Below are 15738 nucleotides of genomic sequence, written 5' to 3' on the forward strand. Positions count from 1 at the left end.
TGCTACGCCAAAAGGTGGCGCTGCACCTATTGATCCAAGTAGCGCTACGCCAGATGCTGCAACAGAAGCAACTAAGCGTTTCAACGAAGACGGTGAAGCCAAGGCATTAATAGCGAACACCAAAGTATTGGCAGATATGAATCCCGACGATTTTGATGCGGTATTTTATCCAGGTGGTCACGGACCGTTATGGGATTTAGCAAACGATAAAAATTCGATTGCCTTGATCGAGAAGTTCAACAGTCAAAACAAACCTATTGCTTTTGTTTGTCACGCTCCAGCAGCCTTAAAAGGGGTTAAAGGCACCGATAAAAATCCATTAGTGAAAGGTAAAAAAGTGACTGGATTTTCTAATAAAGAAGAAGCGGCGGTCGGATTAACGGAAGTTGTGCCTTTATTAGTCGAAGATATGCTCATTGAGAATGGTGCTTTTTATTCCAATGTTGATAATTGGCAACCTTATGTCATTCAAGACGGCAATTTAATCACAGGTCAAAATCCTGCCTCTTCTGAGTTGGTTGCCGAAAAATTATTGGAGAACTTGAATTAATTTAAAATTACAACTATTTAAAAGGCTGTTCGATATGGGCAGCCTTTTTCCGTTTTAAACATCCTTTAAAAGCAGGCTTTCCATTGGAATTTGAAATTTACATTTTGGAATTTCATTAGTAATGCACTCTAGTTTTTTACCTATATTGTAAAAAACTTCAACAGTTCCACAATAGCCACGAATTTATGAATATTACCGACTTCCTAAGCACTTTAGTCCCATTCACAACAGAAGAATTAAACGACATCATTTCTCATTTCAAGAAGGAATCTGTGGCAAATAATCAGATTTTAGTTCCTCAAGGCGAAGTCTGTAAATCCCTCTATTTTGTTGAACAAGGCATGGGCAGAAGTTACTATCTCAATGAAAACGGCAAGGATATTACGCAATGGTTTTTTGGGGTTGGAAAATTCATGTCCAGCGTCGATAGCTTTTTTCAGCAAACACCGAGTTTATACTATCTGGAGGTGCTACAAGATTCGGTGTTATACAGTATTTCAAAGGAAGACCTCGATCAGCTCTTCGCCAAATACCATAAAATGGAAAAATTGGGTCGACTTGTTACTGTTGAAATGCTTACAAAATTGGGCAATAAACTCAATGCCATTCAGTTTCAAACAGCTAAGGAACGATACGATTATATGCTTACCGAATTCCCAGATATTGCCTACCAAGTGCCGTTAGGTCATATCGCGTCTTACTTAGGAATGACTCAAGAAACCTTAAGTAGGATCAGAAAATAATTCCCAAGCACCAAATTATAAATTTCCAACGCCACAACCTAAATATCATTACTTCTCTGTGAATCCCTGTGTTTTCTCGGCAAAACTCTGTGCTACAACGTCACACTAATCCCTAATTCCTACTACTACCCTTTTGTTAATTACCCAAGATGTTTCACGCAGATTACGCTGATTCTTGAAATCAATTTTCAAATGTTTTTGAATAACCTTTCATAGCTACCAATTCTTCCAAATCATAACTTCAAAAATCGTTAATCTTCAATCACATTTCCTAACTACTCACCACCCACTACCCTCTTAAAATCCATTTCCCTATTTTTTGACCTATGTCAAAATAAATCGTCCCTTTTAGTAATATCTTTGCCTTGTATTTATAAAACTATCTACAATGAACCTAAACAAAGTAGCCCTAAAAATGCTTCTGATCGTCATTACCATCTCCATGCCGACTGTAATCACAGCCCAGCAATTGGATCCGGTGTTGACCGATTTAATTCATAAAGGACTGAACAAAAGCCATCAATTAAATAGCAATCGGATGGATGCCGAACAGGCAAGAGTAGATCAGCAATTGGCTAAATCGGTATTCTTGCCGAAAATCACTTTAAATGGAAGTTTTACCAGACTGAACGATGATATTACCTTTGATGAGGATACTCAAAACTTATTGATCGCCACTCAAAAACTGGTCATTAAGGATGCCATAGGCTTGCCGTTCAACGCTCCTTTTCCTGATAATATTCCATTAACGGATGTTCCAAATCTGCAGAACAAAAACATTTTGAAATCGTCCGTCGATTTGGATTGGGTGTTATTCAGCGGACTAGAAGCCACTAACGCCTTGAAAGCAAGTCAGCATAAAGAAACCTCACTGAACTACGTCGGCCTAGCAGAAAAAGATAAAATAGCCTTGAAAATTATCGAAGCTTATGATAAATTAGCATTGGTCCAGGCCTCTAAAAAAGTGTTGTCCACTTCAGAAGACTACTTAAACGAACAAGTATTCTATGTAAAAAAAGCCATTGAAAACGGATTAGCCACACCCATAAGTCGGAAGAAAATCGAATTGGCACAACAGCAATTAGCAGCGAAACAATTGGAATTCGAACACAACAATATTTTGCTGATTGAGGTGCTCCACCAACTTACTGGAGAACCAAAAGAGAATCTGAGATTGCTGGAGCCTCAGCTGCAATCCTTCTCAGTTGCTGAATCTGCCACTGCCGAAAAACGCAACGAAGTTAAAGCCTTGGAAGAAGCTGAAAAAGCAACCCTCTATCAAGCCAAAATGGCGAAAAGTAATTTTATTCCGAAAGTGGCGGTCAAAGGCCATTATGAATTTATTGAGGATGATTTATCACTGTTAGATCCCAAATGGTTTATTGGCGCTGGTATCCGATGGAACATTTTTGACGGAAATCAATCCCATTTAAAAAGTAAAAAAGCGCACTTAGAAAGTCAGAAATACAGAGATCAGATTGAAGATGCCGAAGAAATGATTGCGCTGAGCGTCATTAAAGCGGAATTGTCCTACCAATCGGCACAACAAAACACCAAAATAGTTGAAAAGGAAATTGAGCTTGCCAACGACACCTATGAGCTGGTCAACAAACAATATAAAAACGACCTGGCGTCCATCAATGATGTGCTTGATGCATTGAATGATGTTGAAAAAGCTAACTTTAAATTACAGGAATTCTATTTTAACCAACGCCGTGCTGTGGCCGAATTGCTGCACGCTAAAGGAATTCTGACTTACTAATTCTACAAAATAATACAACATGAAAACATATACTCACCTCGTTTTATCTGCCTTTGCTCTGCTCTCATTAAATGCTTGTAAAAACGAACAGATCACACCTAACCGTGGAAAAGTGAAATTTGAAACCATTTCCGTCAGCAGTAAATTGGGCGGACGGATTGCTGAAATCTATGTCGAAGAAGGCCAACAAGTCAAAAAAGGCGATACGCTAGCGTTAGTGGACATTCCCGAAGTGAGCGCAAAAATGATGCAAGCCGAAGGAGCCATTACTGCTGCCCAAGGTCAATTGAACATGGCCTATAATGGTGCAACCGCAGAACAATTGAGCCAGATTGACGGCCAATTAAATTCAGCAAAAGCACAAATGGAATTTGCCCAGGAATCATACAACAGACTTCAAAACATGTTTCAGGATTCTTTGGTAAGCCAACAGCAATTTGATGAAGTAAAAATGAAACTCAACATGGCAAAAGCCCAAGTTTCAGGACTGCAAGCCAAACGTGATGAAGTCAAAAAAGGAACCCGTTCTGAACAAATAGACCAAGCCAAAGGCCAATTGGACCGTGCACTGGGTGCTAAAAAAGAAGTCCTTTCGGCATCCGATGAGCAATATGTTATAGCGCCTGCGGATATGTCGGTAGAGACCATCAGCTTAGCTGAAGGTGAATTGCTTACACCTGGTTACACGCTATTTAATGGCTATAAAAGCAACAGTGTTTATTTCAGATTTACCATTCCGGAATCAAAAATATATGATTATGAAGTGGGCAAAGCCCTGACCTTGGTCAATCCATATACCAAAGAAGAGATACCTGCTAAAATTGTTGCCATTAAACAATTGGCCCAATATGCGGATATCACGAGTACATCGCCTTTATATGAGCTCTCTGAGTCCATTTATGAATTGAAAGTCGTGCCAACAGGAGATGTGTCAAAGCAAAAATTTTATACCAACGCGACGATTCTTATAAAACAATAACCCATGAAAAATTTCATAAGCTTAGTTAAGGTAGAATTCAAGCGTATTTTTTCAAATGGCGTCTTGATGGCTATCTTTTTTGGCGCCCCAATTGGCTATGGTATTTTGTTTGGTTATGTGTACCAACAAGCAAAAGTCAAGAACTTACCCATTGTTATTGTCGATCAGGATCGCACCCCGACCACCGACAAAATCATTGATGCTTTTGAAGATAATGAAGGCTTGAAAGTGGTAGACGTTCGGTCAACGCCTGGTAATATCGTCGCCGAAATGCCTACTGAGCAATACGCCGCAGTCATTACTTTGCCTGTAGGATTTGAAAAAGATGTGTTACAAAAAAGACATCCTGAAATTCGTGTAGATTTGAATATGGCGAATATTTTAAATGCGAATACCGCCAGTAATAATATCAATGTCGTGTTGATGACCATGAATGCTGGCTTCGAAATGGAAGGCCTTAAAAAACAGGGTATGCATCCCGATCAAGCCAAAGCGTCTTACGAAAGTTTTAAAATTAACTTCAACAAACTCTACAACTCAGCGGGCAACTATGTCACGTTTATGTTACCGGGTATTTTGGCGGCGATTATGCAACAGATCATATTTTTAGCCATGGCCTTGGCGTTTTCAAGAGATTATGAAGATGGATATTTTGCGACGCTGGTGCAAAACAAAAGGTCGTCGTTGTATCTTATTTTATTGAAGGCCACCCCATTTTTGATCATGCTACCATTCATGTGGTTGATTGTTGCGTCATTCTTCTCTTATTTCAAGATAACTGCCGACATTTTAAATTTCCCGATGTTAGTATTAACCGTGCTTTTAACCTTGGCGTCCATATGCATTGGGATGCTATTCTCGATCGCCATTCCGAGCCAATTGAAAGCCACCGAATTATTAATGGTCATCTCCACGCCTGCCTTTATCTTAAGTGGATTTACCTGGCCAACAGAAGCGATTCCTTCGCTAATTACCAATGTGGCACAATTCATTCCAGTAACTCAGTTCTTAAGCGGATTTCGAAAAGTCGCCTTTTATGGTGGCGATTTAGCGTCGATATCTCATGAAATAGGCATTTTGTCGTTAATCATTGGCGTTGCATTTATAGCAATGGTCATATTGCTGCAATTGAAGATTAATAAAACGCTAGCGCGAGCGTGCCGCTCGTGCTAGCGTAAATCCAAAAATCCAAACCAATTTTGTCATATCTTTAGGTTTTACCTAAAGCCATGAGTAGAAAGTATAAGTTTAATAATCCCTCTGCGGCCTATTTTGTGTCGTTTGCCGTAGTCAATTGGGTTGCTGTATTTACGCGTGAAACTCATTTCAAGGTCATCACGGACAGCCTAAGTTTTTGTCGGAACCACAAAGGAATGTTATTATTTGCATACTGTATCATGCCAAATCATGTACATCTTTTGTTTCAGGATAAAAACGAAGATCCGGGTGGATTGTTAAGAGATTTTAAAGGTTTTACTTCCAAGAAAATGATTGCAAATATTAAGGAATATCCTAAGGAGAGCCGACGCGAATGGATGCTAGAGATGTTTAAAAAGGCAGGCGAAAAGAACAGCAATGTCAAAGAATATCAGTTTTGGCAACAAAACAACCAGCCTATAGAGTTATGTAGTACCCCAGTAATAAAGCAAAAGTTTGATTATATCCACAAGAATCCTGTAAAAGCAGGCTTAGTAACTGAACCCTGGGGATGGAAATACAGTAGTGCTCGAAATTATGTCGAACTCGATGCAGTTATTCCAATCGACGAAATTGGGTTTATTGGATGACTTTGTACTTCTTTTAAATTTAGTATTGTTTATAATGGGCACGGGCGGGACGCCCGCGCCAACAGATTTTAGATAATTTATTTTTTATCTATAAAGGCTAGCGCGAGCGTTAATTTATAGCTAGCGCGAGCGTCCCGCTCGTGTTAGCGTAAATAAAAACCTCAACTTTGTCTTTTAATACTATAAAATCCCTTAGTTTTGCACACTTAATTATCAAGAATCTTCAAAAGAGATAGCAACCTGCAAAACGAGCAAGGTGCTGAAATCGATAAGCCAAATACTTTGGAAAAAACGTTGCCTATCTTCCTAAATATTTGCTGCGATACTCTTTTTGTGGTTCTGCAAAACAAGACTCATGACAAAGATTACACCAAGTTTTAAAGCTTTAGTACCTTTTTTTGTATTTATCATCACCTTTTTAAGTGTTGGTACCATTCAAAATGATTTCTATGCGCTCCCTGCTCCTATTGCTGTCATTGCAGGGATTATTGTAGCGTTTGTGATGTTTAAACAATCCATAAACTCAAAGATCGATATACTTTTAGAAGGCTGTGGCGACAGTAAAATCCTGACCATGTGCTTGATTTACCTATTGGCCGGTGCGTTTGCCACCGTCACAAATGCCACTGGCAGCGTAGATACCATTGTGCACTTGGGATTGGATCTCATTAATATCCAATACATTTATGTGGGCGTTTTTGTAATTGCCGCTTTTTTATCGGTATCTACCGGAACTTCAGTGGGATCTATTGTAGCCCTGATACCCATTGTTATAGGTTTCGGCGAGGCTGCCGATTTTTCGCTTGGTATTCTATGCGGCGCACTATTGGGCGGCGCTATGTTTGGTGATAATTTATCGGTCATCTCCGACACCACCATTGCAGCCACACAATCTTTGGGGGTAAATATGAGCGATAAATTTAAAGCGAACATTAAGATAGCCGCACCCGCAGCACTGGCCACGATTGGCATTCTCATTTATCAGGGTTTACATTTGGAAACGGATACTTCAGAAACAGTGACCTATACCTATTCTATTCTAAAAATTGTGCCGTATTTGATAGTGATTACATTATCCGTCATCGGGATAAATGTATTTGCGACTTTGGTCTTAGGTGTTATTTCGGCAGGCTTATTAGGTTTGTTCTATGGCGACTTTTCAGTTATTGAATTTACACAATTAGCTTACACAGGATTTACCAGCATGACCGAAATATTTCTTCTTTCTTTATTAACTGGCGGCTTGGCAGCTTTAGTGGCTTATAATGGAGGTATTGAATTTATTTTAACCAAAATAAAAACCTTGATAAAGAACAAGAAGTCCGCACAATTAGGGGTTGCAGCTCTGGTTTCTAGCATTAATATGGCCATTGCCAATAATACCGTGTCTATCATTATTTCCGGTTCTATTGCAAAATCCATAAATGACGAATACGGATTGGAAAATAAACGCACCGCCTCTATTCTAGATATTTTTGCCTGTATTACCCAAGGTCTTTTACCTTATGGCGCGCAAGTATTAATGATTTTAAGTTTTGCCAAAGGAAACCTCAGCTACTTTGATTTGGTGGGAAATGCGTGGTATTTGGTATTGCTTTTGGTCTCTACTATCCTGTTTATTGCGTTTAAAAAAGAGGTTCAAGTTTAAAAACTAACACGAGTCGAAAACTCCAGCCAACTTATGGTTTTTATAGATGCTTTATAGAACAGACTAAGAAAATTATTTCGTAAATTGACTTATTAATATTCAAATTTAACTATGGTAAATTCAATATATCCATTACTTCTACAATCCCCAACAGGCACACCGAATTCTGCAGATGATATTCCTCTTGATTTTACAACACCATTTGATGTGATTGTCTTTATTATTCTGCCAATTGTTATTATCATCTTATATTTTTATTGGAGACGGACGAAGAATAATGGACGAAAATAGAGAAAAACATATTTTTTTTTATTACAAGATTTTGACATGGCGTTGACACCAAGAAGACCAGGATTAAGAAAAAGTTCGGCGTCATGTTAACAGCAACACCTTTCGAATCATACGAGCCACAGCGGGCGCTAACTAAAAGAATACTGCCATCTCAAAGAATAATTTAAAAACCAAAATATTAATCATAATAAGTAAATTATCATGAAAAATTTTCATCCTTTTTTTACCATCGGAACAGTAGGAATTATTATAAGCTCATGTCTACATATGTTTTTAGCATTGGGAATATTATTAACCTCAATTCACACGACGTTTTTTGTGCTGTATACTGTTTTCCTAACCTTTCTAATACTCGGAGTTATTCTAACTGTTAAAGAGCAAAAAACACTAGTTTAATTTACAGGAAGCATTCTTTACCTCACATTATCGTTGAGCCTTTCTGAAAATCGCTCATACTAACCGATATTAATATTATGCCACCCTGTGGCTAATAAAATTCCTTATTGCTTTGGCTTTGTATGTGGCGGAACGCTGTGGCTGATTTTATGAGTTAGTTGGTTTCATATAGATATATCGCTAATAGTGCACGAGTATAACGATGGTTATTCTTAGTTAGAAAAGGTCAGAAAAGCATATTTAACTTTCCTAGGTATTTATCTGTTTTATCTACTTCCAAAGTGCTTTATTAGCCACTTCAAGAAAGAAAATCAAATTTACCCATCCTCAACATTCCCCTATTCCGCTTCCTCCCAAAGCAATTTTCTAGCCGTCCCATAATTCCCCAATTGATAAACGCTAACGCCCGTGGCTTGAAACTTCGTAGCGCGAAAAGTGTTCTGTTCTAAACTATCTAACAAAGTGGTTTTAGCAACCCCCAAGCTGATGTGCGGATTAAAATTATCATAGCTGTAGTGACTGACAAACTTGGGTACATAGTCTATGGTAAATTGATCTATCGGCGTGCCATCGGCATTTTGCACATAGGCTTCTTGAGTGCCTTTGGTAATGATATATGGTTCTAAAAGAGCGATGGTCTTTTTGTGAAGAGTCATAAGCGCTTTACTTTTCTCAATGCCTATGGACGCGAAACTTTCGGTCTTGTCCTTATTGTATTGCAGTTCATTCGCGAACAAGCTGTCCTTTTTTATCGTTTTATAGAGGCCGGTTAATAATTGCTCTACTTTAGGTAAATCACTTTCTACAATATAGCACTGCAACAACGTGATGTGCGGGATATGATTCTCGTCCAGCGTCAAATTATCAGGATTCTTTTCAAGGATCGCACGATTTAATTGAATGGCTTGATCGTAAACATCCGCAGGAAGTGTCAGCAGCACATCGATGGCTAAGACATTTGGTTTCTTTTCATCACAGGAAATGGTCAGCATGAGGATTAAAAAGGTAATTATTAGATTAATTGATTTCATTTTGTTGGTTGTTTGAAATTAGTTTAAGATTTTTTATAGACATTGGAATTGACTTAGGACTGGTTGACCTAGGACATATGACTAATTATTATTTACTTTAAGATACTATTTTGACAAAAAATGAAGGTCATACCTCTTAAGTCTTTTCGTTATAAGTCGGTTTTAACTTGGCGGCCTACTGCAACTACCCTTCACGACGCAACACTTCCAACGGCGAACTTCTTAAAACACTCTGGATATTACTCAGTCCAATGGCTAAAACCAAGATTGTAATCCCCGGTAAAAACACCACAAATGGAATCAACGACGGGATAAAAGGTTCTTTAAATACAAATAAGGCCAAGCCCAAACTGCACAATAAGGCCAGGACAATCCCAACCAAACTTCCTAATAATCCTAAAAAGACGTATTCAAAAGCGGAGATTGTTAAGATTTGGGAGTTTTTGGCACCCAAAGTTCGGAGCAACACGCTTTCTTTAATGCGTTGGTATTTACTCGTCCGGACGGAACCAATTAAAACGATGATTCCCGTAAGAATGCTGAAAAACGCCATGAAATTGATAACCCACGACACTTGATCCAAGATTTCTTCCACGAGGCTAAACACCTGTCGCAAATCAATAATGGTCACGTTCGGATATTTGGAAACCAAATCCCGCTGCAAGGTTGCGGAGCTAGCTTCGTCGGGTACATTAGTCGTAAAAACGTTGAATTGCGGGGCGTGCTCAAGTACGCCGTCAGGAAAGACGACGGTAAAGTTGATCTGCATTTGGGCCCAATCGACCTTACGAATACTACCTACCGTGGTCGGCATCAACACGCCTTGCACATTGAACACCACCGGATCGCCCACTTTGAGTTTGGCATCTGCCGCGAGATTATCAGAAATCGAAATGACCACTGGATCGCCAGGTTTTAAACGCGGAGTCCACTTCCCATCTATCAACTCTTCCGAATCGGTCAACGCATCCCGATAAGTGGTTCTAAATTCATGATTCAAGATCCAACCCCGCACTTGTCGCGTGCTGTCCTGACGCAGCTCATTGACCGTCGTTCCGTTGATGCTCTGCATCCGCATGGTAACCATCGGAATATTATTGAGCACAGGCAAGTGATTGGCAACAATACTTTGAGCCACGGCCGCGGTCTGTTGCGGTTGTACATCCAAGATGATGATATTGGCTTTTTCAGAACTTTCGGATAATTCTGTTTTTGCCAGCAGCATATCCTTGGTAAAATACAAGGTGCTGATTAAAAAAGTTCCCAGACCAATGGCCACAATTAATACCACCGTTTGATTGTTTGGTCGGAACAGGTTAAGCAAACTTTGGCGTGCCGTAAAACTCCAGTGTTTTGGAAAAAAGCGTTTAATGGCGCTTATAGATCCAATAGCGACGGCGGCTAGAATAGCAAAAGTCAGCGCGGTTGCCACGACAAATACCAAGGCATATAGGGCATTCCCAATCAGCCAGAGCGCAAATAAAAACAGAAACACTAAAATCCCTATAAAGACTAAAACGCATATCATTTTTGGTTCTTGAGCCTCGTTGTCATCCACCCGTAGCACATCTAAAGGCGAAACATACCAAGTACGCAATAAAGGCAAGAGCGCAAATAAAACAGACATAAACAAACCGAGGAATACCCCAATGAAAATAGGCTGTGCGGTAATCGTAATCTGTAGTGTAAACGGTAAAAAGTCTTTCAAAAGATATGGGAACAACTCTTGAACGCCAACACCAATCAGCGATCCGATAAGACCACCCACAATTCCAATCCCTGCTACTTGAATCCCGAAAATCAGGAAACTTTGCAATCGGGACGCGCCCATACATTTTAAAACCGCAATGGCGCGTAGTTTTTCTTTGATATAAATATGCACTGAACTGGCGATACCGATACAACCTAACAACAACGCAATAAAAGCGGCCAGATTTAAGAACTTGCCCACATTGTCATAACGTTTGCCCAAGCTTTTGGTGGCGTTGAGGTGTGTATTTAAATTGGCATTATCGACATCCAATAAGGGTTGCACCTTGTCTTCAAGACGTTTTAAGTTAACGGTATCCGATACCTTATAGAAATACTGATATTCGTTGCGACTTCCAAACTGCAACAATTGCGTGGCATCGAGCAAACGCTTCGGAATAATAACGGGCGGTGCCACAGAACTCGAAATCGCTGAAGTGCCTGGAATCGATTTTAAAGCGCCGGCAATGGGAAGCGTCAACTCCCCTATTTTTATGGAATCGCCTGGCTGGACATCAAATTGCAACATCAAGGTCGCATCCACCAAAGCACCTCCTGAGGCTTGATAGGTTTTTGCTACGGCGGATGGATTGGTGTCCATCTTCCCATAAAACGGAAAGTTACCTTCCAAGCCACGCACCTGCACTAACTTGGTGCCGCCATTTTTTGGAAAAGCAATCATGGACACAAAGTTGACTTCAGAAGCGGCAGGCCTTAACGAATCGATGATGGCTTGTCCACGCGCTGTCGGTACTTGTCTGGAATTGATGATGTAATCTGCACCCATCAAGGTTTTGGATTGGCGCTGGATGTTATCTTTTAAATTCGTGCTGAATAATTGGATGGATACCACAGCCGCAATGCCCAGAATAATCGAGGCCATAAATAAGAGCAGCCGGACTTTGCTGGCTTTGGCATCGCGCCAAGCCATTTTAAAGAGCCAAGGTATTTGTAAGGAAGGATTAGAGTTCTTCACAGTACAGAAGTCAGTTCATTAGTTACTATTTTTCCGCCTTTAAGTTTCAGGATCTGTTGCGTCCTATTGGCCAATTCTAAATCGTGGGTAATGATGACCAAAGTGGTGCCGTTTTCTTTGTTGAGATCTAACAAGAGCTGAATGACCTTTTCGCCGGTTTCCTGATCTAAATTGCCCGTAGGTTCATCCGCAAATAAGATTGACGGCGAATTTGCAAAAGCGCGCGCTAAGGCCACACGCTGCTGCTCGCCACCCGAAAGTTGCGACGGATAATGATGCTCGCGATCTTTCAAGCCTACTTTTTCCAATAGGATTCTGCTTTTCTTAGTCGCGTCTTTAGCGCCTTGCAATTCGAGCGGCACACTAACATTTTCCAATGCCGTCAGCGTAGGTAATAATTGAAAATTCTGAAATATAAATCCGACTTCCTTATTGCGTAATTGGGCACGTTGGTCTTCATTTAAGCTCTGCAAATCCTGTCCGCATAACTCGACACTACCTGAATTTGGCTGATCTAATCCGGCACATAGGCCCAGCAAGGTGGTCTTCCCACTTCCTGACGGGCCGACGATAGAAAAGGTTTGGCCTTTTTCAACCTCAAAAGAGATGTCGTGTAAGACGGTTAATTGTTTGTTACCACTGAGATATGTCTTTTCCAACCCGGTAATCTTTAATATCTTTGACATGTAATTTTAATTTAAAAAGCGACTTATGTCCAAGGCTGAAAATAATCAATTGCATTCATATCTACCAACCGCAACCGTGCCTAAACTCTTAAAGTTTTGTTATATTATATTACCGCTATTTCTTTACTCCTGCGGCGATACGAAAACTGAAAAACCAACTGAAAACCAACAAGCTGTGGAACAAACCGAAGAAGCTGTAACTCCAGAAACCAAAAACAAAACTATTTTGTGCTTTGGCGATAGCATTACTGCTGGCTATGGATTAGACGATACTACCGAAGCCTTCCCTGCGCTTTTACAACAAAAGATTGATTCCTCACACTTGAATTATACGGTGGTTAATTCGGGCGTCAGTGGGGAAACCACGGCTGGCGGGAAAAGCCGCATTGACTGGATCATGAAACAACCCGTGGACATCTTCTTGTTGGAACTTGGCGCGAATGATGGGTTGCGTGGGGTGGCCTTGTCTGAAACGCGCGCTAATTTGCAGGCGATTATTGATGTGGTTAAAGAAAAAAGTCCGAAGACCACCATTATTCTTGCTGGTATGGAATTGCCTCCTAACATGGGGCAAGCCTATACCAATGAATTTAGACAGCTTTTTGCGGATTTAGCGAAAAAGAATAACTTAAAATTCATCCCTTTTCTGTTGAAAGATGTCGGGGGGATTCCGACGTTAAATCAAGGCGATGGAATTCATCCGAATGTTGAAGGGCATAAGATTGTGGCGGAGACGGTTTGGGAGACTTTGAAACCTTTGCTAAATTGAGACTTTAGGATTGGAGATTAACTACCCGCCCGAACGTGCCTTTTCGGTACGGGCGGGTTGTTGACTTGCCCGAACGTACTTTTTTGTACGGGCGGGTTTTTGAAGTTTGGATTTGGACTGGGTGTTAGTGATGGAGGTAATAAGTTTTCGGGTTCTTTAAAGCTGTGACTTAGAAGTTATGACACAAAGTTGCACAAAGGAAACCCAAAGTTCCGCGAAGAGTGGATTAATTATATTTATAAAACAACTCGATTCTAGCTCTATTTTTAAAAATAGCCGAGTCAAAAAGCTCCTGCCTTCGGTAACTGAACTTGTCGAAGTGAAGGTGGATTTAAGCTCAGAATAGAGCTTAAAGACGGAAGGGTTTTAAATTATAATTTCACACTTCAGAAAATTTTAAAAACCACCTCGTCTTCTGCTTTTTTCCTGAAGCAGAAGCCACTCCTCCTTCAAAAGGAGGAGAAGTTTGGTTTGAATCTCTATTTTTGAATGTTGCCAAATCACAAAGCTCCTTCCCTTATTTTCAAGGGAAGGTGGATTTAAGCTCAGAATAGAGCTTAAAGACGGAAGGGTTTTAAATTATAATTTCACACTTCAGAAAATTTTAAAAACCACCTCGTCTTCTGCTTCTTTCCTGAAACAGAAGCCACTCCTCCTTCAAAAGGAGGAGAAGTTTGGTTTGAGCTTTATTTTTAAATATAGCAAAAGACGGAAGGGTTATAACCAAAAAACTCCCCAAAGCTATCGCTTCAGGGAGTCTCTATTAAATAATTCAATTTCTCTTTTAATACTCAAATTCGGCTCAGCCGTTATTGCGCACTCCAGCCGCCATCCAAAGCAAATGAGGTTCCTGTGATGGTTGTTGAGGTATCTTTTGCTAATAATAGCGCCATGTCGGCAATAGCTTTTACGGGCACAAATTGCTTGACGGCCTGTTTGGAGAGCATCACTTTTTCAACGACCTCTGCTTCGGTCATATGATGGGCTTTGGCTTGGTCTTTAATCTGACCTTCCACCAAAGGCGTTTTTACATAACCTGGGCAAATAGCATTACAAGTAATATTATACGGTGCACCTTCTAATGCCAATGTTTTGGTCATTCCTATTACGCCATGTTTTGCGGTTACATACGCCGATTTAAATTCGGAAGCGCGCAAACCGTGAACGGAGGAAATGTTGATAATACGTCCGAAGTTCTGTTTTTTCATCTGTTTCCAAGCTGCTTTCGAGGCATAAAAAAAAGCATTCATATTGATGGCGATGATGTTTTCGTATTTATCATTTGGAAAATCTTCAATAGGCGACACAAACTGGATCCCTGCATTGTTGACTAAAACGTGAAGATCCCCAAACGTTGCAATGGTTTCCGCGACTAGACCTTCAACAGCTTCTGATTGTAATAAGTTCGCCTTGGAAAAAGCTACTTTTACGTTGTTCTCCTCTCCTATTGATTTAGCAATCTCGTCGCCATTGGATTCCAAGCCATGAAACATAATGTTATAACCTTCCTTCGCAAATTGTGTGGCTATAGCCAACCCAATACCGCTGGTGCTTCCTGTAATTAAAACCGTTTTATTCATCTTCTAAAAATTTTTCAAGTGCAACATTAAATGCATCTGGCTGATCAATGACCACACCGTGCCTGGAGTTTTCAATGATGGTTAATTTGGCATTTGGCATCCGATTCACATAGGCTTGTTTAAAGGCCACAGGTGTATAATCCATATCGGAACCGATGACAAGGGTTCTTGCTTTTATGTTTTCTAAATCATGTCCCAAGCCCCAGTTCATTAAGGTCACGAAGGATTTGTAATAGGCATTGTAATCATTGTCTTTACAGCGCGCTTCAAAGGCATTCCTTAAATCTAATTGATGGTCTTCAGGAAACATATTAAACGAAATTTCCTTGGCCAATGGCTTTAAACCTTTGGTTTCCAAAAATTCGGTCCTGTTTTTTAAAAGCTCTTCGCCAATGCTGCCCATAGCATTAAAATCAGGGGCACTGTTGACAATCACTAGGTTATCGACATATTCTGGATAGCTGGCAGCCATCTGAAACGCTACGGCACCACCCATTGAAAAGCCGATCAATGTTGCTTTCTTGATTTTTAATTGATCTAAAAACGCCTTGACGTCTTCGGTCATCAATTCGACACCATAAGCATCTGCTGGTTTTGAAGAACTGCCATGACCTCTCAAATCTAAAGTTATGACGCGATATCTCTTAGAAAAGAAAGGGACTTGTGAGTCCCAATCTTTTTTTGTTGATCCCAAACCATGAAGCATGAGCAGCACTTTTCCGTCGCCATGATCTTCATAATCAAGTTCAATATTATTAACATGTATTTTTGACATGGTATAGAAACTTAAT

13 protein-coding genes and 1 riboswitch are annotated in these 15738 nt (G+C 40.1%); of the genes, 8 read left to right on the plus strand and 5 right to left on the minus strand.

Features of this window, described 5'->3' with window-relative positions:
- The 7 genes from ACOH2D_RS08720 to ACOH2D_RS08750 all read left to right on the plus strand — a co-directional run.
- A partial coding sequence (locus ACOH2D_RS08720; protein WP_449534984.1) for a type 1 glutamine amidotransferase domain-containing protein occupies positions 1 to 550 on the plus strand: 550 nt, incomplete at its 5' end.
- 185 nt (positions 551 to 735) lie between these two features.
- Positions 736 to 1293 carry a Crp/Fnr family transcriptional regulator gene (locus ACOH2D_RS08725; RefSeq protein WP_449534985.1) on the plus strand — a complete coding sequence of 186 codons (558 nt, stop codon included), beginning with the start codon at positions 736 to 738 and terminating at the stop codon, positions 1291 to 1293.
- 388 nt (positions 1294 to 1681) lie between these two features.
- A complete protein-coding gene (locus tag ACOH2D_RS08730) occupies positions 1682 to 3055 on the plus strand; it encodes a TolC family protein (protein ID WP_449534986.1) in 1374 nt (457 codons plus the stop codon).
- A 19-nt stretch (positions 3056 to 3074) separates the two neighbouring features.
- Entirely contained in the window at positions 3075 to 4034 is a 960-nt protein-coding gene (locus ACOH2D_RS08735) for an HlyD family secretion protein (RefSeq protein ID WP_449534987.1), read from the plus strand.
- Positions 4035 to 4037: 3 nt separating this feature from the next.
- Positions 4038 to 5207, plus strand: coding sequence for an ABC transporter permease (locus ACOH2D_RS08740; RefSeq protein ID WP_449534988.1), 1170 nt, complete (start codon positions 4038 to 4040; stop codon positions 5205 to 5207).
- A 56-nt stretch (positions 5208 to 5263) separates the two neighbouring features.
- Complete coding sequence (locus ACOH2D_RS08745) at positions 5264 to 5821, plus strand: REP-associated tyrosine transposase (RefSeq protein WP_348037294.1); 558 nt, start codon at positions 5264 to 5266, stop codon at positions 5819 to 5821.
- A gap of 205 nt (positions 5822 to 6026) precedes the next feature.
- Positions 6027 to 6123: riboswitch (SAM-I-IV-variant riboswitch) on the plus strand.
- 53 nt (positions 6124 to 6176) lie between these two features.
- Positions 6177 to 7469, plus strand: coding sequence for a Na+/H+ antiporter NhaC family protein (locus ACOH2D_RS08750; RefSeq protein ID WP_348037292.1), 1293 nt, complete (start codon positions 6177 to 6179; stop codon positions 7467 to 7469).
- Positions 7470 to 8494: 1025 nt separating this feature from the next.
- On the opposite strand, the gene ACOH2D_RS08755 is transcribed toward ACOH2D_RS08750, so the two are convergent.
- The 3 genes from ACOH2D_RS08755 to ACOH2D_RS08765 form a co-directional block, all read right to left on the minus strand.
- Positions 8495 to 9187 carry a hypothetical protein gene (locus tag ACOH2D_RS08755; RefSeq protein WP_449534989.1) on the minus strand — a complete coding sequence of 231 codons (693 nt, stop codon included), beginning with the start codon at positions 9185 to 9187 and terminating at the stop codon, positions 8495 to 8497.
- Positions 9188 to 9371: 184 nt separating this feature from the next.
- Complete coding sequence (locus ACOH2D_RS08760) at positions 9372 to 11867, minus strand: ABC transporter permease (protein WP_449535034.1); 2496 nt, start codon at positions 11865 to 11867, stop codon at positions 9372 to 9374.
- A 41-nt stretch (positions 11868 to 11908) separates the two neighbouring features.
- Entirely contained in the window at positions 11909 to 12598 is a 690-nt protein-coding gene (locus ACOH2D_RS08765) for an ABC transporter ATP-binding protein (RefSeq protein WP_348037286.1), read from the minus strand.
- Between the two features lie 25 nt (positions 12599 to 12623).
- Here ACOH2D_RS08765 and ACOH2D_RS08770 point away from each other — a divergent pair, with 25 nt between their 5' ends.
- On the plus strand, positions 12624 to 13367 hold the full coding sequence (locus tag ACOH2D_RS08770) for an arylesterase (RefSeq protein ID WP_348037284.1): 744 nt from the start codon (positions 12624 to 12626) through the stop codon (positions 13365 to 13367).
- A gap of 809 nt (positions 13368 to 14176) precedes the next feature.
- Here the strand turns inward: ACOH2D_RS08770 and ACOH2D_RS08775 are convergent.
- Both ACOH2D_RS08775 and ACOH2D_RS08780 read right to left on the minus strand, forming a co-directional pair.
- Positions 14177 to 14947: a 3-hydroxybutyrate dehydrogenase gene (locus ACOH2D_RS08775; protein ID WP_449534990.1), complete on the minus strand. Its 771-nt coding sequence runs from the start codon at positions 14945 to 14947 to the stop codon at positions 14177 to 14179.
- Positions 14940 to 15722, minus strand: coding sequence for an alpha/beta fold hydrolase (locus tag ACOH2D_RS08780; RefSeq protein ID WP_449534991.1), 783 nt, complete (start codon positions 15720 to 15722; stop codon positions 14940 to 14942). The genes ACOH2D_RS08775 and ACOH2D_RS08780 overlap by 8 nt, the downstream gene beginning before the upstream one ends.
- Positions 15723 to 15738: the final 16 nt, after the last annotated feature.

The sequence above is a fragment of the Gelidibacter sp. genome, from assembly GCF_053579655.1.